The sequence below is a fragment of the uncultured Roseobacter sp. genome, from assembly GCF_947491795.1.
GTDB lineage: Bacteria > Pseudomonadota > Alphaproteobacteria > Rhodobacterales > Rhodobacteraceae > Roseobacter.
This window is the reverse complement of record NZ_CANLKW010000001.1, coordinates 369,700-394,692: the sequence shown is the minus strand read 5'-3', so window position 1 is coordinate 394,692 and position 24,993 is coordinate 369,700. Positions and strand designations below refer to the sequence as shown.

General features: G+C 60.3%; 21 protein-coding genes and 1 pseudogene. 9 read left to right on the top strand and 13 right to left on the bottom strand.

Annotated elements, in window-relative coordinates; all coding sequences use genetic code 11:
• Window positions 1–93 precede the first annotated feature (93 nt).
• Window positions 94–2,376 (bottom strand): bifunctional diguanylate cyclase/phosphodiesterase, encoded by a 2,283-nt coding sequence (locus Q1A34_RS01985; RefSeq protein ID WP_300030016.1) that lies wholly within the window; start codon window positions 2,374–2,376, stop codon window positions 94–96.
• 224 nt (window positions 2,377–2,600) lie between these two features.
• Between Q1A34_RS01985 and Q1A34_RS01980 the strand changes: the two genes are divergently transcribed.
• Window positions 2,601–3,317 carry a transporter substrate-binding domain-containing protein gene (locus Q1A34_RS01980; RefSeq protein WP_300030013.1) on the top strand — a complete coding sequence of 239 codons (717 nt, stop codon included), beginning with the start codon at window positions 2,601–2,603 and terminating at the stop codon, window positions 3,315–3,317.
• 126 nt (window positions 3,318–3,443) lie between these two features.
• Here Q1A34_RS01980 and Q1A34_RS01975 read toward each other — a convergent pair.
• A pseudogene (locus tag Q1A34_RS01975) lies at window positions 3,444–4,334 on the bottom strand (NAD(P)-dependent oxidoreductase); the annotation flags it as partial.
• 80 nt (window positions 4,335–4,414) lie between these two features.
• Here Q1A34_RS01975 and Q1A34_RS01970 point away from each other — a divergent pair.
• Window positions 4,415–6,883 carry a penicillin acylase family protein gene (locus Q1A34_RS01970; protein ID WP_300030010.1) on the top strand — a complete coding sequence of 823 codons (2,469 nt, stop codon included), beginning with the start codon at window positions 4,415–4,417 and terminating at the stop codon, window positions 6,881–6,883.
• The gene (locus Q1A34_RS01965) at window positions 6,884–7,447 is read left to right on the top strand and encodes a pseudouridine synthase (protein ID WP_300030008.1); all 564 of its coding nucleotides are present in this window, start codon (window positions 6,884–6,886) and stop codon (window positions 7,445–7,447) included.
• Here the strand turns inward: Q1A34_RS01965 and hflX are convergent.
• The 4 genes from hflX to trkA form a co-directional block, all read right to left on the bottom strand.
• Window positions 7,444–8,742, bottom strand: a complete 1,299-nt coding sequence (gene hflX, locus Q1A34_RS01960) for a GTPase HflX (RefSeq protein WP_300030006.1) — start codon at window positions 8,740–8,742, stop codon at window positions 7,444–7,446. The genes Q1A34_RS01965 and hflX overlap by 4 nt on opposite strands.
• On the bottom strand, window positions 8,739–8,978 hold the full coding sequence (hfq, locus tag Q1A34_RS01955) for an RNA chaperone Hfq (RefSeq protein ID WP_007119530.1): 240 nt from the start codon (window positions 8,976–8,978) through the stop codon (window positions 8,739–8,741). The genes hflX and hfq overlap by 4 nt, the downstream gene beginning before the upstream one ends.
• Before the next feature lie 131 nt (window positions 8,979–9,109).
• Window positions 9,110–10,663, bottom strand: a complete 1,554-nt coding sequence (locus tag Q1A34_RS01950; protein ID WP_300030003.1) for a potassium transporter TrkG — start codon at window positions 10,661–10,663, stop codon at window positions 9,110–9,112.
• 3 nt (window positions 10,664–10,666) lie between these two features.
• Window positions 10,667–12,043: a Trk system potassium transporter TrkA gene (trkA, locus tag Q1A34_RS01945; protein WP_300030001.1), complete on the bottom strand. Its 1,377-nt coding sequence runs from the start codon at window positions 12,041–12,043 to the stop codon at window positions 10,667–10,669.
• Window positions 12,044–12,145: 102 nt separating this feature from the next.
• On the opposite strand from trkA, the gene Q1A34_RS01940 reads away from it, so the two are divergent.
• Both Q1A34_RS01940 and Q1A34_RS01935 read left to right on the top strand, forming a co-directional pair.
• Window positions 12,146–12,631: a hypothetical protein gene (locus Q1A34_RS01940; protein ID WP_300029998.1), complete on the top strand. Its 486-nt coding sequence runs from the start codon at window positions 12,146–12,148 to the stop codon at window positions 12,629–12,631.
• A 52-nt stretch (window positions 12,632–12,683) separates the two neighbouring features.
• The gene (locus tag Q1A34_RS01935; protein ID WP_300029995.1) at window positions 12,684–13,712 is read left to right on the top strand and encodes an ester cyclase; all 1,029 of its coding nucleotides are present in this window, start codon (window positions 12,684–12,686) and stop codon (window positions 13,710–13,712) included.
• Between the two features lie 5 nt (window positions 13,713–13,717).
• On the opposite strand, the gene Q1A34_RS01930 is transcribed toward Q1A34_RS01935, so the two are convergent.
• From Q1A34_RS01930 to dusB, 5 genes are all read right to left on the bottom strand, one after another.
• Window positions 13,718–15,130, bottom strand: coding sequence for a sigma-54 dependent transcriptional regulator (locus tag Q1A34_RS01930; RefSeq protein ID WP_300029992.1), 1,413 nt, complete (start codon window positions 15,128–15,130; stop codon window positions 13,718–13,720).
• Window positions 15,123–17,354, bottom strand: coding sequence for a PAS domain-containing sensor histidine kinase (locus Q1A34_RS01925; RefSeq protein WP_300032304.1), 2,232 nt, complete (start codon window positions 17,352–17,354; stop codon window positions 15,123–15,125). The genes Q1A34_RS01930 and Q1A34_RS01925 overlap by 8 nt, the downstream gene beginning before the upstream one ends.
• A 132-nt stretch (window positions 17,355–17,486) precedes the next feature.
• Window positions 17,487–18,851, bottom strand: coding sequence for a response regulator (locus tag Q1A34_RS01920; protein WP_300029990.1), 1,365 nt, complete (start codon window positions 18,849–18,851; stop codon window positions 17,487–17,489).
• A gap of 3 nt (window positions 18,852–18,854) precedes the next feature.
• Window positions 18,855–19,943, bottom strand: coding sequence for an ATP-binding protein (locus tag Q1A34_RS01915; protein ID WP_300029987.1), 1,089 nt, complete (start codon window positions 19,941–19,943; stop codon window positions 18,855–18,857).
• On the bottom strand, window positions 19,940–20,920 hold the full coding sequence (gene dusB, locus Q1A34_RS01910; RefSeq protein WP_300029984.1) for a tRNA dihydrouridine synthase DusB: 981 nt from the start codon (window positions 20,918–20,920) through the stop codon (window positions 19,940–19,942). The genes Q1A34_RS01915 and dusB overlap by 4 nt, the downstream gene beginning before the upstream one ends.
• Before the next feature lie 180 nt (window positions 20,921–21,100).
• Here dusB and ispD point away from each other — a divergent pair, with 180 nt between their 5' ends.
• From ispD to Q1A34_RS01890, 4 genes are read left to right on the top strand one after another with little or no spacing between them, the layout of a single operon-like run.
• The gene (gene ispD, locus Q1A34_RS01905) at window positions 21,101–21,775 is read left to right on the top strand and encodes a 2-C-methyl-D-erythritol 4-phosphate cytidylyltransferase (protein WP_300029981.1); all 675 of its coding nucleotides are present in this window, start codon (window positions 21,101–21,103) and stop codon (window positions 21,773–21,775) included.
• Window positions 21,756–22,235, top strand: coding sequence for a 2-C-methyl-D-erythritol 2,4-cyclodiphosphate synthase (ispF, locus tag Q1A34_RS01900; protein WP_300029978.1), 480 nt, complete (start codon window positions 21,756–21,758; stop codon window positions 22,233–22,235). Before ispD ends, ispF begins: the two co-directional genes overlap by 20 nt.
• The gene (locus Q1A34_RS01895) at window positions 22,232–22,726 is read left to right on the top strand and encodes a phosphatidylglycerophosphatase A (RefSeq protein ID WP_300029975.1); all 495 of its coding nucleotides are present in this window, start codon (window positions 22,232–22,234) and stop codon (window positions 22,724–22,726) included. The genes ispF and Q1A34_RS01895 overlap by 4 nt, the downstream gene beginning before the upstream one ends.
• The gene (locus Q1A34_RS01890) at window positions 22,713–23,210 is read left to right on the top strand and encodes a CinA family protein (protein ID WP_300029972.1); all 498 of its coding nucleotides are present in this window, start codon (window positions 22,713–22,715) and stop codon (window positions 23,208–23,210) included. The genes Q1A34_RS01895 and Q1A34_RS01890 overlap by 14 nt, the downstream gene beginning before the upstream one ends.
• Here Q1A34_RS01890 and Q1A34_RS01885 read toward each other — a convergent pair.
• Entirely contained in the window at window positions 23,207–24,490 is a 1,284-nt protein-coding gene (locus Q1A34_RS01885) for an MmgE/PrpD family protein (RefSeq protein ID WP_300029969.1), read from the bottom strand. The genes Q1A34_RS01890 and Q1A34_RS01885 overlap by 4 nt on opposite strands.
• Window positions 24,487–24,936, bottom strand: coding sequence for a type II toxin-antitoxin system RatA family toxin (locus Q1A34_RS01880; RefSeq protein ID WP_300029967.1), 450 nt, complete (start codon window positions 24,934–24,936; stop codon window positions 24,487–24,489). Before Q1A34_RS01880 ends, Q1A34_RS01885 begins: the two co-directional genes overlap by 4 nt.
• Window positions 24,937–24,993 lie beyond the last annotated feature (57 nt).

Here is a 24,993-nt window from a genome sequence, read left to right as displayed (position 1 = left end):
TTTTTCGCGTCTGGGGTTTGCTGGATTTCTGTTGCCTCAGGAAATGGTCGCGATCCCCGTATGAAGGAATTGCACGCGTCGTGTCATGAGACTTTATGAAGCTTTGAGAACGCCACCCTGATTGCGCAACCGTTCCAGGAACTCGGTGGCGTTTTCGGGGCGTGAATACAGAAAACCCTGATGGATAGTGCATCCCATCTCGAGCAGGGCGTCGCGCTGCGCCACGGTTTCGACACCTTCAGCGACCACACGAATGTTCAGCGTGCGCGCAATTTCAAGTACACAGGACAGCAGTTCGCGGCTTTCTTCGTTCTCAACAGGCATGACCAGTTCGCGCGCGATTTTCAACCGGGATGGTCGCAGCGTTGTCAGACTGATGATTGAGGTGCGCCCGGTGCCGAAGTCATCGATTTCAATGTCAAAGCCCAGATCCCGGATTTTGTCGATAGTCCAGTTGATCTGCTCAGACGGGTTATCCAGCGCCGTTGTTTCCAGCAACTCCATTGCGATACGCGTCCGACCGGTTTCGCGCAGCGCTTTCAGGCGGTCCATAATCGCCTCATCCCGCAGATGCTCTTCGGACAGATTGATGGACAGTCTGGGAATGGTAACGCCAAGGGCCTCTGCCTGCCGCAGGAAATCCGCGCATTTTTCGAAAATGATGGCGTCGACCAGGCGAACGAGATCGTTTTCCTCTGCGGCTGGCATGAACTCTCCGGGGCCAATGATCTGCCCGTCTGTCCTGCGCCACCGCGCCAGTGCCTCCATGCCCACCACAGTACCTGTGGTCGCATCCACCTGAGCCTGGAAGAAAGGTTCAAACTCACGCTGATCCAGTGCTGTCAGCAGGTGGCTGATGCTTTCGCGGCGTTTGCGCACCCTGCTGCGGATCTGATCGCTGGAAACAACCGTCCGGTTACGGCCCTTGTGCTTTGCCTCATACAGCGCTTCGTCCGCCGCACTCACCAGGGCGTCGAGCGAGGAAATGGCCCCACCGGTCTCGCGCGTCAGGCCAATGCTCGCGGTGACGAAATCGCTGACCCCGGAGCGCTCGTGCAGAATCCCAAGATCCGCGATCGCCTTGTGTATGTCGGCGGCCAGCGCCTCGCCCTCTGCCTGACCGGCATTTGTAAGCAGACAGATAAACTCCTCACCGCCATAGCGCGCCAGCAGCCGGTCGTCAGAACCCATAAGGCTTTCGAGCGCGCCGGCCACCTCTTTCAGGCAGCCATCTCCGGTCTGGTGCCCATAGTGATCATTGAAGGGTTTGAAGTAATCAATATCGATCATCAGAAGGACGACGGCCTCATCTTCTGCCATTGCGGTCTCGACAATGGCAGAGGCGCGACGATCAAAAGCGCCGCGGTTAAAGGTGCCTGTCAGTGCATCGCGGTCCGCCTGCCTGCGCAGCGCGAGATTGGCCTCATCCAATTCTCTGGTTCTGTCGCGGACTGCATCTGACAACCTGCTGGATCTGCGGCTGAGCTTGCTGTTGTCGCGCTGCACCCGGCGGCTGGAGGTTTCAAGTGTGCTGATTGTCACTTCCGCCGCCCTGGACATTTCACCAATCCTGTCGCCCAGAACCTCAATTTCCGTGCCCACCAGAAATTTCGGCGGCCGCGGCGGCGTTATGGCACCATCGCCCGGTTTCCATTCAGCCGCGACCTGGGCGATCTGGACAATGTGGCGGGTCAGTGCTGTGTAAACCAGCGCAACCAGTGCCAGCCCGAACAGCAGGTTTTTGACGGCAGACAGCAGGAAATAGGACAACAGTCGCCGCACAACTGCAGGCGATACCACAGAGCGGTCGACCACCACTGATATTTCACCGATAACTTCGCGTTCCCGGCTTTCCGGATTGAGCAGCGCCCGCCGCAGAGTAACCTCTTCGGCATCTGCAATCATGCCCACGGACGGAAGGGTTGGCGAAAGCTCCCGGTCCCGTTCCGCCAGTACCTGCCCGTCGTTAATGATCCGCACCTGGCGGATTGCCCGCTGGGTAAAAAGCCCGTCTATCGCATCTTCTGCAGCTGCGTCCTGGTAATTATAGGCCGCTGTGGCGACGGTCGGAGTGATGTTGTCCAGAAACGCTTCTGCCGCTGCCTCGACAGCGTTTTTCTGCTGGTTGAGGTCGAGTGACATCTGCACAAGCGCCACCAGCACGCCAATAACGAGCGCCAGCAGCAGTGTCATTTTCAGCAAAACCCGGCTCAGCATCCGGCGACCGGCAGGCGGATCGGTTCCGGCGGCGGAGTGATCTTTCCTCCGCCCTCCATCCGGCTGTTCAACAGCCGTATCGGCGTGATCTGGTCTGCGCATTCTGAACAATGATACGAACGTCCCCTGGGCCTCACCCGCCACAAACTTTATGCGCACACCAATAATTTTCAGTTATATTCTGACGTTTTAATAAAACTGCCGGTACTTTTGCCGCCCTCAGCCTCCATTCTCTGCCTGGGTCAAACCTTTGACGGCTCGCGCAAATAGTTGCCCCCGAATGGGTGATTTTTCCATTAAAGAAGTTTTCACCGGCAGGCGCGCATACTGATCAGAACATGTCTGCCGCCACACGCGCGCAGACCGTCAAAGGAGGCCGCCTGATGAAATTTATTCTGACAACAGCGATTGTCTTTCTTTTCGGCGTCACGACCGCAGGAGCGGACGTGCGTTCCCTGATGATCTCGTCAGGACAACACCCTCCTTTTGCAGGCGACGCGCTGCCTGAGGACGGTATTGTGAACAGTTATGTGCGCCGGGTTGCGGAAGAGGCGGGTTTTGTTGCGGATATCAGATATCTGCCCTGGGCACGCGCGCTTGAGACGTCCCGGAATGCGAATTTCCAAGCAACGTCGTATTGGTACTACAGCGAAGAGCGCAACGCGGATTTCATTCATGTAGGACCGGTAAGTCAGGAAGCTGAAGTCTTTTTCGTCCTGGAAGACGCGGGAATTCCGGAATGGGAACGGCTCGAAGATCTCTCTGGGTACCGCATCGGTGCAACGCTTTCCTATACCTACACGCCGGAGTTCTGGTCGCTGGGGGAAAGCGGGGTCCTCACGTTGTCAGAAACCCCGGAGAACGAGTCCAATCTGCGCAAACTTTTGTCAGGACGTATCGATCTTTTCCCAATCAGTGAGGAAGTGGGCTGGTACATGATCAGAAATCTGTTTTCAGAAGAGGACCAGGCCAGGTTCACAACGCTGAAAAAGCCCCTGAATACGCATGAAGGATATCTGCTTGTGTCCCGGGCTGCCCCGCAAAGCGAGCAGATAGCAGCAGACCTTCAGAGCGCGGTGGACCGTCTGCCCATGCAGTAGACGCCGCTGTACGACCTGCTCTTAAGGCTTTTGAAGCGACGGTTACCTGCAGACGACCAGAACGCGCGTACAAAACAGGGCGACCAGAAACCTCTGGCCGCCCGTTTTTTTGTCGTCTGCTCGTTTTCAGCCCAGAGCCTGAAGCCGCTTGAACAGGCTGGATGTATCCCAGCGCCCGCCACCCATTTTCTGAACGTCCTTGTAAAACTGATCCACCAGTGCTGTCACCGGCAGGCTCGCACCCGTCTCATCGGCGGTACTCAGACAGATGCCCAGATCCTTGCGCATCCAGTCAGTAGCAAAGCCATGTTCAAAGTGATCGTCCAGCATGGTTTCGTACCGGTTTGCCATCTGCCAGCTGCCTGCGGCACCCTGGCTGATCACCTCGACCACAGCGCGACCGTCAAGACCTGCCTTGTCAGCAAAATGCAGCGCTTCGCTCAGACCCTGCACCAGTCCCGCGATTGCAATCTGGTTGCACATCTTTGTCATCTGGCCCGCACCGCTTTCACCGATGCGACGGCAGATTTTTGAATAAACTTCCATGACCGGCAGTGCGGCATCATAAGCCGCCTGATCTCCGCCACACATGATGGACAACACAGCGTTCTCTGCCCCGGCCTGCCCGCCCGATATGGGTGCGTCAACAAAACTTACACCGCCGTCGCCCGCCGCGGCATAAAGCTCCCGTGTCACTGCGGCGGAAACCGTTGTGTGATCCACGAAAACCGCCCCGCTTTTCATTCCGGCAAAGGCCCCTTCGTCGCCCAGACAAACGCCGCGCAGATCATCGTCATTGCCGACACAGGCCATCACAAAATCCGCACCTTCGGCAGCACCGCGCGGCGTTTCTGCCATTGCTCCGGCATACGCGTCCACCCAGGCCGTCGCTTTGGAGGCTGTCCGGTTATACACCGTCACATCGTGGCCCGCTTTTTGCAGATGCCCTGCCATCGGGCCGCCCATGACGCCCAGTCCCAGAAATGCCAGCTGTGCCATTTGTGTATCCTTCCCTTTGGGTGTTGCTTTACGCTTCTGTCCTACCTAACAGTCAAGGGCGTCGGGTCAACTGAACCACAGGATATTAACGGCTGCCGATGGGGCTGATCTTTAAATGGCTGATGCGTCTTGCGGGCGCGCTGATTGCACTTGTGGTGCTGGGCATCTGTCTGGTCTGGTATCTCGCTTCGCGATCCCTGCCCGACTATGACGCCGTGATCGACGTGCCCTATCTCAGCGCGCCGGTCGAGATCGTCCGCGACAACGCCAACGTGCCGCATATTTTTGGTGAAACAGACGAAGACGTGTTCTACGCACTGGGGTTCGCGCACGCACAGGACCGTCTGTGGCAGATGACAATGATGCGGCGCACAGCACAGGGACGGCTGTCCGAAGTCTTTGGCGCAGCGACCGTGAATATCGACAAACTTCTGCGGCGCCTTGATCTGTACACGCTCGCAACCGCCTCGGTCGACACACAGGACGAGCGCACCATGCGCATGCTTCGGGCCTATGCGACCGGCGTCAACGTGCGCCTCGATCAGATCAACGCCGAGGCGCTGGGGCGCGGTGCCCCCGAGATGTTTCTTTTTAACGCACCTGTCGCGCCATGGCGCCCTGCGGATTCGCTGGCAGTGATCAAACTGATGGGTCTGCAGCTTTCCGGACACCTGGATGCAGAGGTGCTGCGGGCCCGCATGTCTCTGGCGGTGCCGGATGCGGATCGCCTTGCTGACATTCTGCCTGATGCACCCGGTACCGGCGTTGTCGCCCTGCCCGAATACGCGCAGATCGTGCCAGGTGTGCTGCGCTTTGCGCAAAGCGTTCCGCACGACGCCCACCCGCTGTCGCCCTTCAAACGTCAATTCATGGCGGGTGCGTCAAACGCCTGGGCCGCCGACCCCAGCCGTTCTGCGGCAGGCGGTGCGCTGCTCGCCAATGATCCGCATCTGGGTTTCACGGCACCTGCCATCTGGTATCTGGCGCGGCTGGAACTGGAAAGCGGCGGGGTGATCGGTGGAACAATACCTGGCATGCCGCTTGTTCTGACCGGCCGCAGCGCAAAACTGGGCTGGGGGCTGACCTCTGCCGGTATGGACGACCAGGACCTGCATATCGAGGCGCTGAACCCCGACAAACCCGAAGAGTACCGCACCCCTGACGGTTTCAAAGCCTTCGAGACGCGTTCATCGATCATCAACATTAAAGACGAAACACCCATCACGATCACCCTGCGCTGGACGGATAACGGCCCGGTTCTGCCCGGAACGCACTACAATCTCGCGGCAGTTACGCCACCCGGTCATGTCGCCTCGCTGTCCTGGACCGTGCTCAGCCCCAACGACACCTCGATGGGGGCTGCGATGCGCCTGATGGGTGCGGGGTCTGTGCGCGAGGGCATCGCCGCTGCCGAGGGTTTTATCGCCCCCGCACAGAACCTGGTGCTGGCGGACCGCTCAGAGATTGGCATGAAGATGATCGGCGTCATGCCCCGTCGTGACGCGCGCCATCAGAGCCAGGGCCGCATGCCCAGCCCGGGCTGGATCGCCGCCAACCGCTGGCAGGGCCGCCTGCCCTATGCCTCAAACCCCGAGTTTACAGCACCCAACGGTGGCATCCTGGGCAATACCAACAACAAAACAGTAGACCGGCCGTTTCCGAACCATGTTTCCTATACCTGGGGCGATACACAAAGGGTCCAGCGGTGGCAGCGACTGATGCAGGCCCGCCAGGTCCATACGCGCGACAGCTTTATCGAAGCGCAGCTCGACATGGTCAGCTTTACCGCACGCTCATTGCTGCCGCTGATTGGTGCAGAGCTTTGGTTCACCGGAGAGGCCGCAGCCGATGGGACCCCGCTGCGCCAGCGACAGCGTGCGCTCGCCCTCCTTGCTGGATGGTCCGGCGAGATGAATGAACACATGCCCGAGCCGCTGATCTACATGGCCTGGCTGCGCAGTCTGCAGGCCCGTATGGTGCAGGATGAACTGGGACCGCTGGCCGCGGAACTGACACATGTGGAGCCGCTGTTTATCGAGCGGGCCTTTCGTAATGTGAACGGTGCCGCCGTCTGGTGCGATGTGATCCAGTCCGCCCCGGTGGAAACATGTGCGGATATGGCCCGTCTGGCGCTGGATGACGCGCTGATCTGGATCAGTGAAACATCCGGCGCAGCGCTTGAAACGCTGCGCTGGGGCGATGCGCATCAGGCCACGCATGACCACGCAGTGCTGGGCGAGGTGCCGGTGCTGCGGTATTTTGTGAACATCCGCCAGTCAACAAATGGTGGTGACAATACACTGCAGCGCGGGTTGACCCGCGGTGGCGGTGGCCCGGATGCCTTTCAGAATGTTCATGGCGCGGCCTACCGCGGGGTTTACGATTTTGCGGATCCGGACAGTTCCGTTTTCATCACGTCCACGGGGCAGTCCGGGCATTTCCTGTCCCGCCACTATGATGACATGGCACAGCTCTGGCGGCGCGGCGAATACATCCCCATGTCACTGGACGAAAACCTTGCCCGTGCAGCCTCTGTTGGTGTGACGGTGCTCCGGCCTCTTCAGTAAATGGCGCGGGTTATTCTGTTTCACAAACCCTTTGGGGTCCTGTCGCAGTTTACCGACAAAGGAACCGAAGGATCACCGCGCCCGACGCTGTCAGGGTTTATTGATCAGCCAGGATTTTACCCCGCCGGACGGCTTGACCGGGACAGCGAAGGGCTGATGGTGCTCACCGACAATGGCAAACTCCAGGCACGGATTGCTAACCCGAAACACAAAATGCCAAAGACTTACCTGGTTCAGGTCGAGGGCACGCCTGATGAAACCGCCCTGCAAGCTCTGCGCCAGGGCGTCACGCTGAAAGACGGTCTGACGCGTCCGGCTAATGCAGATCAGATCGACGTACCCGACCCGCTATGGCCACGTGACCCGCCTGTCCGGTTTCGAAAATCTGTACCCGATCACTGGCTGCGGATAACGATATCAGAGGGGCGTAACCGTCAGGTCCGCCGCATGACCGCACATGTCGGACTGCCCTGTCTGCGTCTGATCCGGGTCAGCGTCGGGCAGTGGCATCTGAACCGCCTGGCCCCCGGTGCATGGCGATTTGCCGATGAAAGCGGCTCCTAGAGTTGCTCAAAGCGGGCCTGCTGCGCCGTGGTCCACCGAACGGTGATGTCGAAGCCGGTATCGCTCTGCGTCTCGCTCTCCACCAGTTCCTGCTCAAACAACCAGGCGCGTTTGCGGCCATCGGCAAATCCCAGTGACAGAATCTCTGTGCGTCTGGCCCCTTCCAGCTCGGCGGTTATGGCCTCCAGCAGCGGCTCCATGCCTGCCCCTGTCAGTGCAGAAATAGCAAAAACGTTGTCGTCACGCGCAGCGCGGGCATTCACCGCGTCTGCTTCGCTTGCGGGCAGCAGATCAAGTTTGTTCCAGACCTCAAAGGACGGCCTGTCCTCATCGACCCCGAGGGACGCCATAATGGTACGGACATCAGTTGCCTGCTCTTCGGTCTCAGAGTGAGAGATATCGCGCACATGGCAGATAACATCGGCCGCCAGGACCTCTTCCAGCGTGGCGCGGAAGGCGGCAACCAGTTCGGTCGGCAGATCCGAGATAAAGCCCACGGTGTCCGACAGGATGACCTCCGGCCCGTCCGGCAGCTGCAAACGGCGCATGGTCGGATCGAGCGTGGCAAACAGCATATCCTTTGCCATAACCTCTGCACCGGTCAGCCGGTTGAACAGGGTTGACTTGCCCGCGTTCGTATACCCCACCAGTGCCACGATCGGATATGGCACTTTAGCGCGGGCGGCACGGTGAAGCGCGCGGGTTTTGACCACCTTGTCCAGCTGCCTGCGCAGCCTGACCAGTTGCTCATCAATCGCGCGTCTGTCCGCCTCGATCTGGGTTTCGCCAGGCCCCCCGACAAAGCCCAGTCCACCCCGCTGACGCTCAAGGTGGGTCCAGGCCCGGACAAGCCGGGTGCGCTGATAACTCAGCGCGGCCATCTCGACCTGCAGCACACCCTCGCGCGTGGCCGCCCGGTCACTGAAAATTTCCAGGATGAGGCCGGTACGGTCCAGCAGTTTCACGCCCCAGGCTTTCTCCAGGTTGCGCTGCTGTACGGGGCTGACGGGCCCGTCCACCAGAACCAGCTCGATCTCCTGTGCCTCAAATATGGCTTTGAATTCGTCGATTTTGCCCGAGCCAAAGAGCATACCAGCCCGCACGGTTTTGAGCGGCACGATATCCGCACCGACAACCTCCAGCTCTGGCAGCGCATGGGCCAGCGAAACAGCCTCTGCCAGCGCGTGCTCGGCCAGCCTGCGTTCAGGATTGGAACGGATATCCGGATGCAAAACCCAGGCGCGGGTCACTTTTGGACCTGCGGTATTGTCGATCTGAAATGTGGGACGGCTCAAGAAGCGTCTTCGCCCTCATACAGGCTGATCGGCTGGCTCGGCATGATCGTGGAAATCGCATGCTTGTACACAAGCTGAGACTGTCCGTCGCGCCGCAACAGCACACAGAAGTTGTCAAACCAGGTGATCACACCCTGCAGTTTAACACCGTTGATCAGGAAAATAGTCACGGGGACTTTTGTTTTGCGCACATGATTCAGGAACGCATCCTGAAGATTCTGTCTGTCCGACGCCATTCTGGTAATCGCCTTTTTTCTTGCCGGGGGCCGCGTACCGGTCCCTCTCCCTCACCGCAGAGTATGAAGGGGACGGGCCAGAGATTCCAGCCCAAAAAACAGTCCGTTACGGACCTATTGGCACAATCCGCCTATCCGCGCCACAGATCAGGCGACAAAAGCGCAATAATGGCAAGGGTTTCCAGCCGGCCCAGGACCATCGCCGCGCAGAAAACCGTCTTGGCACCACCGCTCAGCTGGGCCAGTGCAATGGGTTCTTCTGCCGCAAAAGAGATCAGTGGTCCGGTCGTGGAAAGACCCGCAACGGCAAGAACAACAGCATCATCAAAAGCAACTCCGAGTAACGCCAGCAGCATCGTCACCGCCGCCAGAGACAGGGCAAAAAGCATAAAGAAAATCCAGGCGATAAAAGCGCCGTTGCGCTGAATGCGGCGCCCTTCCCGTCCGGCACCGCTGACCGAGGACGGATGCACCAGGCGCTCCAGTTCGCGCCGCCCGTTGAGATAAAGCGCAAAAACGCGCAATAGCTTTACACCGCCTGCAGTCGTGGCCACGCCCCCCCCGATCAGCGCCAGCCCCATCAGGATCAGCCCTGGCGTTTCCAGCCCGGACCAGGTCTGCGCCTCGGACCAGCCCGCGCTCGCAAAACCGGTCGTGGTCAGAAACGACATCACCGTAAAGAGCGCGCCCCACAAAGCCCGCAGCGCCTCGCCGACATCCTCCCCCGCTTCGAAATCCAGCGCACCCAGCCAGTGGCGCGCGAACAGGATAAGCGGCACGGCGATCACAATGGCCAGCCCCAGCCGGAATTCCGGATCAGTTTTCAGACCGCCCTGGGTCGCCGTTACCGTGTCCTGCGAAAAGGTCAGACGCGAGAGCGCAAACAGCATAAAGAGCAGCATCAGCATCTCGCCGGTAAAACCGGAGCCTGCATCCTGCAGACCGCCCGTCGCAGAAATGCCCGAGGTCGCCATAACCGACATGGCATGTGTCAGAGCCACGAGCGGCCTGTCCCCGCTGACGTAGAGCAGTACCCACAGAACAATTGTGAGTCCGATGTAAATCGGCACCAGCGCCACCACCACACGCAGCAACCGCGCCCGCGGGTCGGTCCGGCCATAAATCGTACTCTGGCTTTCGCGCTGTCCCGGTTCTGCCTGGGCGGTCACCTCAAAACCACCAAGGTTGAGGGGGGCGAGGATGGCTGACGCCGCAATCCACATGGTGATACCCCCCATCCAGCCGACCTGAGCGCGCCACAGATGCAGGGTGTCATTCAGGCGCGCAGGCCGGTCAAAGATGGTGGCACCCGTCGTGGTCACCGCACTGACCATTTCCACATAAGCATTCATAAAGGTCGTGGTGCCCAGCCCCTCAAAAAACGGAATAGCCAGAAAGAACGGCAGGAAAACGAATGTTGCAAACAGCGACATCAGCGTACCCAGCGCCCCGTGACGCGGGCGGCGCCCGGCATGGGCCGTCACAACCATGCCAAACACAATAATGCCCAGCAGCGCGCAGTAGAAAAAGGCACGTGCTGTTTCCAGTTCGCGGGCGACGCCGCCATGCAGGGCCGGAATAATCATGGAGACTGAGGCCACACCGAAAATCAGCAGAAACAGCGGCATCTCCAGCAGCTGCTCCAGGGCGGAACGCCGGCCCCTGATATGATGCGCCTGCGCCATCGCTCAGAAGAAATCGATGGAAACCTGCATCAGGCGTTCCACTTCCGGCACGTCTTCGGTCAGGGCAAAGATCGCAATCACGTCCCCTTCGCTGATGCGCGTGCTGCCAATGGGGCGGATCACTTCGTCACCCTTGCGCAAAGCGCCGACCAGGACACCCTCCGGAAAGTCGATCTCGGAGATTTTTCTGCCCGCCAGCGGCGAGGTGGACAAAACCTCTGCTTCGATCACCTCGGCCTCGGCATCACCGATGGAATAGACGGCCCGCACCCGCCCGTGACGGATATGGCGCAGAATAGAAGACACTGTCGTGGCGCGCGGGTTGATATAGGCGTTAATGCCCAGAGGCCCCATCAGCGGCACAAGCGTCGGATCGTTGATCAGCGCGATTACATAGGCGCAGCCTTCGGCCTTGGCGCGTACACAGGCCAGCATGTTTGTCTTGTCATCATCGGTCACAGCCAGCATTGCATCGGCGCGGGCAATGCCTGCCTCGGACAGCAGACCTGAATCCAGCCCGTCACCGTTCAGCACGATGGTCCGCTCCAGCGCCTCAGCGGCGCGTTCAGCACAAAGGCGGTTTTTTTCGATCACCTTGGCACGAACCCTTACGGCGCGTTTTTCCAGGGTCTGCGCCACTGTCAGCCCGACATTTCCGCCACCGACAAGGACCAGACGCTCCTGTTTGGATTGCTTTTTGCCAAAGATCTCCATCGTGCGCGTGATGTCGTCGACATGGGTGAAAATATAGCAATCGTCACCGGCAAAGAGCTGATCCTTGGCCTCTGGTGCAAAGAGCGTACCCTCGCGCCGCACACCAACCACCACAGCGCGCAGGGTGGAAAACAAATCAGTCAGCTGACGCAGCGGTGTGTTCAGGACGGGACAGGTATCGTCCAGGCTGATCCCCAGCAGATGGGCCTTGCCCTCCATAAAGACTTCGGTGTCAAAGGCCGCCGGGGCAGACAGACGCTGAAGGGCAGCTGCCGCAACTTCTTTTTCGGGGCTGATCACCACGTCGATGGGCATGTGATCACGGCGGTAAAGATCAGAATAAATCGCATCCAGATAGGACTGGCTGCGCAGTCGTGCGATCTTGCGGTTGATGCCAAAGACCGAATGCGCCACCTGGCAGGTCACCATGTTGACTTCGTCGGAATGGGTCGCGGCGATGATCATTTCGGCATCGCGTGCGCCAGCCTGGTCCAGCACGTCGGGATAGCTGGCAAAGCCGGCAATCCCCTGCACATCCAGTGAATCCGTTGCCCGGCGCACAAGATCGGGGTTGTTATCGACCACGGTAACGTCGTTGCGTTCACCGGACAGGTGCCGCGCGATCTGCCAGCCGACCTGACCCGCGCCGCAGATAATAACCTTCATGCTGTGCGTCCTTCATAGCATTTCCGGACCTTCTGAATGGCAGATGGCCCTGTAACGGTCAATTCAATTGTCGGGCGCTGAATGGCCGTGCAATATGACCCCATGAATAGACTGCGCCTTTGGACGACCCTGCCCTGTACCTTGCCGCTGTTGCTGACGGCCTGCGCACCGGTCGAGATGTATTACAACGCAGGCACCGAGGTATCGCGCCTCGATGCGGATCTGCTGGGCTGCCAGGTTGCGGCCGCCCAGGACGTGCCGGTGTCCAACCAGACCAGACGCGAGCCCCCGCAGTTCTATCCGGGCCGTCGCATCTGCCGCAGTGACGGTTCCTGTTATACAACCGGCGGCTGGTATGAACCGGGCGACGTTTACACTGTGGATGTTAATGCAGGGCTGCGCGGGCGCGTGACAGAACAATGTATGGCCGACAGAGGCTATGCACAGGTCAGCATCCCGCGCTGCACCGGAGAGAAGGCGCGCAATGCCATCCCCGCTGTCACGCTGGTGTTGCCGGAGCTGACGCCGCAAAGCTGCATCATACGCAACCAGGACAAGACCTGGCAGATTATGAACAGCTCAGGCTGAAATTGTCGCTTTTGCGCTGGCGTGTGGACATGGCACTTTCTACTCATACCGCATGAGCATCTCGATTCCCCCGATCACTGCAGATCTGCAACCTGCCAAGACGCTGGTGCGCGCGCTTTATTCTGAAATGGCGACAGCTACTCCCGATACGGTCGCAGGCATTCTGTCCCGCTACATGACGGCTGACTGCCATTGGTACGGGATGCACCCGTTCCACGAACAGACAGGCCCCGCGGCCATCGCCCGGTCATTCTGGGTGCCATTCCTGACCGCATTCTCCAGTGTGCAGCGGCGCGAAGACATCTTTTTCGCCGGTCTGAACGAAATTGACGGGTTTCAGGGCCAGTGGACCTGTTCGATGGGTCACCTGATGGGCCTTTTTGACCATGCCTTTCTCGGCATTGCGCCAACCCGGAAAATTGCCATGGTCCGCTATGCAGAGTTCCACCATGTGCGCGACGGGAAAATCGTTGAATCAGCACTCTTTGTAGATCTGATCCATCTGATGTTGCAGGCAGGCCTCAACCCGCTGCGTGCAGAGCAAACAGGCGCACATCTCGTACAACCCGGACCGCTGACCCATGACGGGCTGCAGCTGACGCCAGGGGACGCGCGGGCGTCGCAGATCACGCTGGCGCGGATCAACAACATGATCGGCTCAATTGATCATGCAAATGCCGCCGATAAGCCCCCGCATCCACGCGACGAGCTGGCGGAGGACTGGAACAGGGATATGCTGTGGTGGGGGCCAGCTGGCATCGGGGCCACCTACACCATCGACCGCTATATTGAGCAGCACCAGGGACCGTTCCGGACGCATATCAAAGACCGCGCCTTTAACGGGCATCTGTGCCGTATGGCCGAAGGCATGTACGGCGGTTTTTTCGGGTGGCCCAATCTGACGCTGACCAATGGCGGCAGTTTCATGGGTTTCCCGGCTTCGGACGTGCGTGCCGACATGCGGGTTGTGGACATATACCGGCGGGAGGGGGACAGGCTCGCCGAAAACTGGATATTCATCGATATCCTGCATTTCCTGAACATGCAGGGGCACGATATTCTGGCCGAAATCAGCCGCTGAGCACGTCAGTCTGCGGTTTCCGGCTCCTCATCCATATGCGCCACTCTCGCACCTGATTTGGCTGATGTGACCACACCCAGCGATTTCAGTTTGCGATGCAGCGCCGAACGCTCCATCCCCACAAAGTTCGCCGTCCGCGAAATGTTGCCGCCAAAGCGGTTGATCTGAGTGAGCAGGTATTCACGCTCAAACGCTTCGCGGGCCTCGCGCAGTGCCAGCGTGGCCAGCGCACCGGACAGGACCACACGGTTCTCGTCGCCCGCCGCCTCATCCGTACCAGGCAGTTCACGCGCCTCGATCGGCCCATTGCCGTCGCCCAGGATCAGAACCCGTTCGATCAGGTTTTTCAGCTGTCTGACGTTGCCGGGCCAGACCATTGTCTGCATCAGCGCCACAGCGTCATCGCTGATTTCGCGCAGCGGCAGACCCTGCGTGGTGTTCATTTCCGCAATAAAGTGGCGCGCCAGTTCCGGGATATCCTCGCGCCGGTCTTCCAGCGGCGGTACCATGATCGGCACAACATTCAGCCGGTGATAAAGCTCCTCTCTGAATGTGCCGGCGGCAATGGCCTCTTCGAGATCGCGGTTGGTCGAGGAGATCACCCGCAGATCCACCCGCACCTTGTCGTTGCCACCCACCCGCTGAAACTGCTGATCCACAAGCACCCGCAGGATTTTTGACTGGGTTCCGATCGGCATATCCGCGACCTCATCAAAATAGATGATCCCACCATGCGCCTCTTCCAGAAGGCCTGCCTCGATGCCCCGCTCCGGGGTCTCGCGTCCGAACAGCACTTCTTCCATACGCTCAGCGGCCACACCGGCACAGTTCACCGTCACAAACGGTCCGCCCGCGCGATTGGAATTGGCGTGAATGTAGCGCGCGGCCACTTCCTTGCCGCTGCCAGCAGGACCGGTGAGCATCACCCGGCCATTGGACTTTGTCACCTTGTCCAGATTGCTGACGAGCGTGCGGAAAGACGCAGAGCTGCCGATCATTTCTGCTCTGGTGTCATCCCTGCGGCGCAGGCTCTGGTTTTCGCGCCGCAGCCGCGAGGTTTCCATCGCGCGGCGGATGACGACAAGCAGCTGATCGATGTTGAAAGGCTTTTCAATAAAGTCATAAGCCCCCTGTTTGATCGCGGCGACAGCGATTTCGATATTGCCGTGGCCTGAGATGATCACCACCGGCACGTCCGGATTGTCCCTGCGGACGGTTTTAAGAATATCGATCCCGTCCATCCGGCTGTCTTTGAGCCAGATGTCCAGAATGATCAGTGCCGGAGGCTCGCCGTTTATCTCGGCCATCGCATCATCAGAGTTTCCGGCCAGCCGGGTCGTATATCCCTCGTCCTGAAGAATATCAGAGATCAGTTCCCGGATGTCGCGTTCATCGTCAACGATCAGAATGTCACTCATCGGTCTCGCTTCCTTCTTCGATCTGTTGGTTTTGCGGTGCGTCGCTGGTGAGACAGGGCAGTCTGATGACCGCCATAGCACCGGAATGGTTCTGCCCGTCGAATACGGGCGCGTCTTCGAGCACAAGGCTGCCGCCGTGCTCCTCGATAATTTTCTTAACGATCGGCAGGCCAAGGCCCGTCCCTTCGCTGCGGGTCGTCACGTAGGGTTCAAAGAGCCGCGCGCGGTCTTCCGGCAGGCCGATGCCATTGTCGGCAATACTGATCCTTGCGCGGTCGCCGTCGACGGTCATCGCAACCTGTATCTGCGGCGCAAACCCGTCAGGAGCACCTTTTCTGATCAGAGTTTCAATGGCTTCTCCGGCGTTCTTGATCAGGTTTGTCAGCGCCTGGCTGATCATGGTGCTGTCCAGTTCGGCCAGAACCGCCGTCTCCGGCAGGTCAGCCGAAATCGAAACATCGGGCTGACCGGTCTGCTGCAGCAGCACCGCATCCCGCACCAGTTGCTGCAGATCGAGCGGTTTTCGTTCGGGTTCGGGCATACGCGCAAACTTTGAAAACTCATCCACGATGCGGCGCAGATCTCCGGTCTGGCGGACAATCACACCTGTCATCTGCTCCAGGGCGTCACTGTCTTCGCCGACCTTTGAGGAGAACTTGCGCCGGATCCGTTCCGCAGAGAGCTGAATCGGCGTCAGAGGGTTCTTGATTTCATGGGCGATGCGGCGGGCCACATCCCCCCAGGCTGCCATACGCTGTGCGCTGACCAGGTCGGTGACATCCTCAAAGGCAACCACGTAGCCCTCGAGCCGTCCATCCTCGTTGCGCCGCGTGGCCATACGCACCAGCAGGTTTTCCAGCCGGCCCTGACGGCTGACTTTCACTTCCGCCTGGGCCACCTCTCCGGGGGAGCTTTGCATGGCAGCAAACAGCGGGCCGAACTCCGGCACTGCCACGGCCAGCGCCACACTCTGCCGGTCGCCCTGCCAGCCCAGCAGCCGCTCTGCGCTGCGGTTCACAAAGGTGATCCGTCCGTCCGGGTCGAGCCCGACCACACCTGACGTCACAGAACTCAGCACAGAATCAAAGAGCCTGCGGCGGCGTTCAATCTGTTCTGTGTTGTCTATCAGTGTGTCGCGCTGCGCCTTGAGTTGCTTGGTCATCTGGTTGAAATACCGGCTGAGCATGGCAATCTCGTCGTCTCCGGATTCCTCGCGCACCTGCACGTCGAGATCTCCGGCCCCGACCTGCTGGGCCGCCCCCGTCAGCCTGCCGACAGGCCCGGACAATCGTTCGGCAAACCACAGACCCAGCCAGATGGCGGCAAGGATCAGGATCAGCGCAAAGGCCAGATAGAGCAGGCCAAATTCAAAGAGCAGCCGTCCCCGCTCGTTCTCAAGTTGCTGGTACAGGCGCACCGTCTCCTGCGTCTCGTCCAGCAGTGACAGGATTTCGCCGTCGACGTCGCGGCTGACGTACAGATATCTGTCCGTGAAAGAATTCAGCATCACCAGCGCGCGGAACTCGTTGTTAGGCCAGTCCTCTATGATGATCACTTCGCCGGTCTGGGCTTCGCGGATGTCGTCCGCGCCGGGCTGCTCGTAATTGAACAGATAGGACCGGTCCCCACGCGCCCGCAGCGCACGCGTGCCGTCGATCAGATAGGCTTCACGCAGACCCCGCTGGATCTGGCGCTGGCCTTCGCTCAGCAGATCACTGCCGGAAATCAAGATGCCCGCCTCCCGGGCCTCATCCATGGATTCGGCCAGTGCGCGGGCGTCTTCGGCCAGATCGCTGCGCTGCTCTGCCTCGTAAGCCTGAGCTGCGGCCAGGGAGTTTCCGACCACTTCACGCACACGGTCGGAAAACCAGCCCTCAAGTCCCACATTCACGGTCAGCCCGGCAAAGATCGCAACCGTCACCGTTGGAATAAGCGCCAGCAGTGCAAACACCCCGGTGAGCCGAAGGTGCAGGCGCGACCCGGCGGATTTGGCCCGGCGCGCCGCGATCAGCCGCCCGACCTGGGCCAGCACCAGAGCCGCAACCACCAGAATGTAGACGAGATCCGCCAGAAGGATCAGCCGCAGGCTGAGCGTTGTGCTGGCTTCGCCGAGAGGACCAAGGATCAGGTATGTCGACAACGCCAGTAAGGGGCCCAGAACAACCAGACCCAGGGTCGCTGCGTTGCGCACGCGTCTGCGCCGGCGCAGATTGCCCAGCCGCAGTCGCAGTGACTTTTCCACACGGGATACCACCCGGAATCCTCACCTATGATGTGGTGCATTGCGCACCAGACCGCTCTATTTTGTGGTCTTCACGAGAGGTGTCCCCCATGCGCCACGGTTTGTGTTGCGGTTTTACATCAATTTGCGACGGCGTGTCACCTCTATATCGAGGTCGGTGATCTTTTTGCGCAGCGTATTGCGGTTAATTCCCAGAAGATCGGCGCATTTTGCCTGGTTTCCGCCGGTCGCTTCCAGTGCAATGCCGATCATCGGGGCCTCAACCTCGCGCAGGATGCGGGCATAAAGTCCTGCTGGCGGGAGCATGTTCCCGTGCAAATCAAAATAGCGGCGCAGATGGCGTTCGACAGAGGCGCCCAGCTTTTCGGTGTTTCCGGCAGCGCGCATCGGTTCCAGATCCGGCTGAGCCCCCAGAACCTGTTCAACTTCGGATGCAGTGATTTCCGCCGCACGGCTCGTCAGCCCCAGACGCCGGATCGCGTTTTCAAGCTGGCGCACGTTGCCGGGCCATGAGTAATTGCGAAAAATCTCCGCCGCCTCGGTCGAGAGACTGCGCGGTGCTGCACCCGCCGCCTCTGCACGGGCCAGGAAATGTTCGGCCAGCAACGGAATATCGTCCACCCGTTCACGCAGCGCCGGTACCATCAGCGTCGCACCACTCAGCCGGTAGTAGAGATCCTTGCGCATCTCCCCTTTTTCCATCGCGGTGTTCAGATCGCTCTGGCTGGTGGCCAGAAAACGCGGCGCGTAGTCCCCCGGCGTATCCATCATCCTGACCACGCGGGCCTGAAGCTCTTCGCTCAGATCACCGATCTCGTCGATCAGCAGTGTGCCGCCTTTGACGCGGGCAAGCAGGCGGGCCGGACCCTCAAGTTCCTGCAGATCAGCGCCGGTTGCAGTGACGAACGGCAGGCTGCGCCGGTCAGAAAAGTCGTGGATTGCGCGCGCAATGAGCGATTTGCCCGTACCGGATTCACCCCACACCAGCACCGGCAGGTCAGTGTTCATAACGCGTGCCACGATCCGGTACAGGGCCTGCATCACCGCCGTGCGGCCCACCAGGGGCAGATCGTCCGGGCGTTCGTTGCCGGGCGCCGGTGCACGGCGCGACTGCTGGCGGGTTTCCAGCGCGCGTGCGGTGCGTTTCATCAGGTCGGGCAGATCAAAGGGTTTGGGCAGATAGTCATAGGCTTCGGCCTCGGCTGCCTGAATGGCCGTCATAATGGTGTTCTGGGCAGAGATCACAATGACCGGCAAACCGGGGCGGTCCTCACTGATTTTCGGCAGCATCTCGAGGCCGTTTCCGTCCGGCATCATCACATCGGATATCACAACGTCGCCCTTGCCCTCGCTGACCCAGCGCATCAGCGTCGTCAGGCTGGATGTTGCGTGTACCTTGCAGCCCGCGCGCGTCAGCGCCTGTGTGAGAACCGTGCGGATTGTGCGGTCATCATCGGCAACCAGAACTGTACCATCCATCTGTTATTCCTCTTTGCGTGGCTGTTGAACGGCGTCGTGCGGGGCACGCGCCAGTGAAATGCGGAAAACGGTGCGACCGGGCACTGATGTGACTGAAATCCAGCCGCCGTGGTCGGAAATGATCTTGCTGACCAGAGCAAGACCCAGCCCGGTGCCGTTCTCGCGTCCGGAGACAAAAGGCTCGAATACATCGCCCTTTATCGCGTCAGGCAATCCCGGGCCGTCGTCGATAATTTCGATCTGCAGGGGCAGAGACTGCCCCGACCCGTCCGAGCGGCGCAGCCGGAACGAATGCTCGAAATAGCTGTGCAACCGGATCGTGCCCGGTTTTCCACCCGTCGCCTCGGACGCATTGCGGATGAGGTTCAGCACCACCTGTAACAGCTGATCCGGATCGCCCCAGGCCATTGGCAGCGATGGGTCATAGTCTTCGATGATCTTCATATGCGCGCCAAAACCCAGCAAAGCTGAACGGCGTGCGCGGTCGAGAACATCGTGGATGTTCACCGGCTGAAAGCCCGGAGAGGAAAGGTTGCCAAACTGCTCGACCTGACCCAGCAGCTTTACGATCCGGCGGCTTTCCTCGACGATCAGGTCGGTCAGTTCCAGGTCCTCTGCCCCGAGGTTCATGCTCAGAAGCTGGGCTGCACCGGTGATGCCGGCCAGCGGATTTTTGATCTCATGCGCAAGCATTTCCGCCATGCCAATGGCCGACCGTGCAGCCGATTTCACCGAATGGTTCTGCGTCATACGACCGGCAAGCTCGCGCGGTGAGATCATCAGGATCATATGACCCTTATTGCCTGCCAGCGGGGCAACCTGCAGATCAGACTGCATCGGCGCGCGCTCACCGCTGCCCACATCCACGTCGTTTACAAAGAGTGGGGTACCGGTTTCGCGGGCCCGTTCGAACGCTGTCTCCAGCGGATCGTTCACCGCGATCTGGTCCCAGACCGGCACCCCCTGCACCGAGCGCGCCGAGACGTTGAGAAACCCCTCAGCCGCCGAATTGATGTCCATGATGGTGTCGTCCGGGCCAATGATCAGCGTCGGCACAGGCAGGCTCGCCCAGATGTTACTGTCCGATTTCATGCGGCCATCCCTTCGGGGATCTGGCAGGCCTCAGCAATCAGAGCCGTTGTTTTGGCAGGCGTCGCGGCGGTCAGGACTGCGCGCCGCAGGTCATCCGGTGTCGCGCAGGTGTCCATATACCAGCCCAGATGTTTGCGAGAGACCCGCAGGCCCAGTGTTTCGCCATAAAACCGGATCATGGCCTCGTAATGACCCGCGACCATGTCAGAGAAATCGCGTCCCGCCGGGACCTTCGGCGCAGCTGTGCCCCAGAGCCGGTGCGCCACCTCGGCCAGCAGCCAGGGTTTCCCCCGCGCACCGCGACCGATCATAACGCCATCAGCGCCCGAAGCCGCGAGGGCTTTGCGCGCAGAACCGGCGTCCACGATGTCACCGTTGGCAATGACCGGGATGGTTACCGCCTCTTTGACACCGCGTATCGCCGCCCAGTCGGCAGAGCCCTTGTAGAACTGGCAGCGTGTCCGGCCATGGATCGTAATCATGGTGATGCCTGCGGCCTCAGCACGCCTGGCGATATCGGGCGCGTTCAGCATGTTATCGTCCCAGCCGAGGCGGGTTTTAAGCGTCACCGGAATCTGGACGGCACGCACAACGGCTTCGATCAGCGTCAGCGCATGATCCGGCGTCCGCATCAGTGCAGAGCCTGAATAGCCCTGTGTGACCTTTTTGGCCGGGCAGCCCATGTTGATGTCAATCACACTGGCTCCCTGCCCTTCGACCATACGCGCAGCCTCGGCCATCGGTGCCGCCTCGCGCCCCGCCAGCTGGACTGCTGTGCCTGTGCGTCCCAGCCCCAGCTCTGCCTTTTCACGGCTGCCGGGCCGGGCATTGAGCATATCGTGGCTCGCCACCATTTCTGACACGACAAGTCCCGCACCAAAGCCGGACACCAGTTCGCGGAACGGCAGATCGGTGATTCCGGCCATCGGCGCGAGCAGAACCGGTGGCGTCATCTCAAAGGGTGGCGCGATTGCCATGCGTGCTTAATCCTTGTGCAAGTGCACCTGACCTATCAATTTTAAAGCGTTTTCTCAATAATAGCCGGGCAAAAGCTGTACCTCTGAGGCAACAGTGCCTGTTTTTTAAGCAGTCACCCGGGACGATTGCCACAGCCGGACCAAAGCCATAGACAGGTGGCGGGAACATCCGGGGGCCACATGAAGACAGCAGCCGTCATCGTCGCAGCCGGGCGCGGGTCGCGTGCAGGCGGCGGTGTGCCCAAGCAGTGGCGACCGCTGCTGGGGGAGACTGTTGCCGCCCACAGCCTGCGGGCTTTCCAGCGTCATCCGGGGATTGATCAGCTTGTCCTTGTGGTGCACCCGGACGACAGCCCGGCAGCTCCCTGGCCTGACATGCCGGGTCTTCTCGTCGTTTCCGGCGGCGACACGCGCAGCGCATCTGTTCTGGCCGGTCTTGCAGCTCTCGAAGACCGCGTTCAGCGGGTTCTGATACATGACGCAGCGCGGCCCTGTGTGTCTTCAGAGGTGATTGACGGCGTTCTGGCAGCACTGGAGACAGCGCAGGCTGCGGCACCTGCCGTTCCGGTGGTGGATGCGCTCTGGACCGGCGCGGATGGCCTTGTCACAGGCACGGCCGACCGGACGGGGCTGTTCCGGGCGCAGACGCCACAGGGCTTCGATCTGACCAAAATCCTGGCGGCACATCGTGATCACCCCCAGGGTGCGGACGATGACGTGGCACTGGCCAGACTGAACGGCCACCGGGTATCGATAACACCCGGAGATGAGGATAATCTCAAAATAACAATGCCTGCGGATTTTGCCCGGGCTGAACGGATACTGAGGGCACGCGATGGACATCAGACTGGGTAACGGATTTGACGTACACGCCTTTGGACCGGGCGATCATGTTGTCCTGTGTGGTGTCCGGATCCCGCATTCACAGGGGCTGGTCGGTCATTCTGATGCGGACGTCGGTATGCATACCGTGACCGATGCCATCTATGGCGCTCTCGCCCGGGGTGATATAGGCCAGCATTTCCCGCCCAGCGATCCGCAATGGAAAGGTGCCGCGAGCGAGATTTTCCTGTTGCACGCGGCCCGTCTGGCGCGCTCCATGGGATATGACATCAGCAATATTGACTGCACGCTGGTGTGCGAGTTTCCGAAGATCGGCCCCCATGCCGCGGGGATGCGGGCCGAACTGGCCCGTCTGCTGGATCTTGACGCAGACCGGGTATCGGTCAAGGCGACAACGTCGGAACGCCTTGGTTTTACCGGGCGCGGCGAAGGCATTGCCTGTCTGGCTACAGCGGCCCTGGTGAAACCATGAAGCGGCTGGCGCAACTGACCGGCACGGTGCTTGGTGTTGGGTATATCCGGCCTGCGCCGGGCACGTGGGGGTCTCTGGTTGCCCTGCCCTGGGGCTGGCTGGTGCATGTTCTGGGGGGCTTTCCGCTGCTGCTGCTCGGGATTGTCGCCGCGTTTTCCAAAGGCTGGTGGGCCACAACGGTTATGACCCGGGACAGTGCAGATCACGATCCCTCCGAAATCGTAATCGATGAACTTGTGGGCCAGTGGATCGCACTCCTGCCGTTGTCATGGGCCGCATGGAGCATGGGGCTGAACATCCTTGTCATGTGGCCCGGCTGGATCGCAGCCTTTGCGCTGTTCCGCCTTTTCGACATCTGGAAACCCGGCCCCATCGGCTGGGCCGACAGGCGCGGCGATGCGCTGGGTGTTATGCTGGATGATGTTATTGCCGGTATTTTTGCAGCCGTTGGTGTTCTTGTTCTTGCGGGGCTTTATCATGGCGTCGGATGAACCCGGCCTTGCGCATCAGGTGATTGAACACGCCCGCCAGCAGGACGTGATGATCGTGACGGCCGAAAGCTGTACGGGTGGTATGATTGCTGCCGCCCTGACTGACATTCCCGGTGCCTCCGCAGTCGTGGAGCGTGGGTTCGTCACCTATACAAACGCCGCCAAAACCGAGATGATCGGCGTATCAGAAAAAACACTGGAGCGGTTTGGCGCCGTTTCCGAGGACGTCGCCGCAGAGATGGCGCGTGGTGCGCGCGCCGCGTCCCATGCCGGACTGGCAGTCTCTGTGACCGGCATTGCCGGCCCGGGCGGTTCAGAGTTCAAGCCAGAGGGGCGCGTGTGCTTTGGGATCTCGACGCCAGACAACCTGCAAACCGAAACCGTTGAATTCGGCGCTCTGGGTCGGGGCAAGGTCCGCGCGGCGGCCCGGGACCACGCGCTGAAACTGATCCTGAAAACGCTGAATACAGAGCAGCCACGCTAACGGCACAACGACTTTGTAAACAACTCCAGATCGCGGGTTTGCACCGCCTGCCACAGATCCGACGCACAGGGTGCGCCGACAAGATCACCGGCCTTTTGCTGCAGGCGCGCCTGTCGGTCTGCCAGCGGCATGGGGGCTGCCAGGTCATGCGCAGCACTCTGCAGGCTGCCACCGGAACATCTTATTTCCACCCGCGCCTGCATTTCCGTCAGCGTCTCATCTGCATGAACCCGCACTTTCCGGCGGAGTGCGATCAGCTCCGGCGACCTTGCCACCCGATCCGAGAAATTCTCAACAGCGGCGGTTGAAATGCCGCTCAGGGCCATGGCCGCCGTATGCGCATAGGAAAACTTGACACCAAGTCCCGTGTCAGGTGCCGTCTGATTGCAGACCGTCATCCAGCGGGGATGAGTGAAAATATCCACACTTTCAATGCCCTGCAGGTCGCAATTGATCTGCGATATGGCTTCCAGCATGGCGTGCAGCCCATGGCAGCAGGCGTGAAACTTGTGGCTGATGTCCAGAATGGCGCAAGACGGCTGACCCGGTTCAGGCACCACGGCATCTTCGGCGGCGCCGTGATGCGTTTCGCCAAACCCAAGCGGCCCGGCCAGCCCGTCTGCGGCAGCTGTCATGCCAACCTGAGCCCACAATACTGCTTCCACACCGGTGCGCGCCGCCAGACCGGCGTTCAGTGGTTTGGCCATAGTGCCAAACTGTGATTTCAGCCCGGAGGCCATGGAGGCGCAGAGCCCCAGCGCCATGCGTGTCTGCTCTGGCGACGCACTGCAAAGGCGGGCGGCTCCGAGGGTCGCGCCAAAGGCACCGGCAGTGGCCGTCTGATGAAAGCCTGTCTGATAGTGCCCCCGCCCCAGCCACGTGCCGACCAGAACGGAAGCTTCGACCCCGGTCAGCGCCGCCTGAACCATGTCGTCAAAACCAGCACCCCGTTCGTGGGCCAGCGCCAGGACGGCGGGCACCACGGCAACAGACGGGTGTCCGATATGCGCAAAATGCGTGTCGTCATAATCCAGCGCATGGCTGAGTGTTCCGTTGATCAGCGCTGCCGTCGCTGCGGATGCCGTCCCGCCACCGAACAGGGTCGAACGCCCCAGGGACGAGGCGGCACGTGCGGCTTCCCGAAACCCGGCAAAAGCAGGATCACGCGCACCCGCGATACCGCAGACCGCCCAGTCAAAAAGCGACAGTTCCATCATCCGCAGCGCGTCAGCGTCGCAAGGGCCCTGCGCCAGATCGATGAGACTGTCAGTGATACTCATGACGGGCCATAAAGATCACGCGCACGCGCCTCAAACGCCCTTACAATACGCTGCATGGCTTCGTTGAACACCACGCCGATAAGACGCTGCAGGATCATGTTGCGAAATGCAAAATCGACAAAAAAATCGACCTCGCAGCCGCCCTCGCAATCCCGGAAAATCCAGTTGGATTTCATATACCTGAACGGACCGTCCAGGTATTCGGTATCGATCTTATGAGCACCCGGTGTCAGCTCTACACGGCTGGTAAAACGCTCGCGGAACACCCGGAAACTGATCACCAGGTCGGCTTCCATGATCTCCTGATCACCCTGCGGCGTTACAGACCGGATACGGGCGGCGGAACACCAGGGCAGAAATTCCGGATAGCGGGCCACATCGGCAACCAGGTCATACATCTGTTGCGCGCTGTAGGGCAGTTTGCGGGTTTCAGAATGTGTCGGCATTGCTTTGTCGTGTCTCAGAGGTTAGCCATCCGTGTCCTATGTCCCAACCCCAAGATC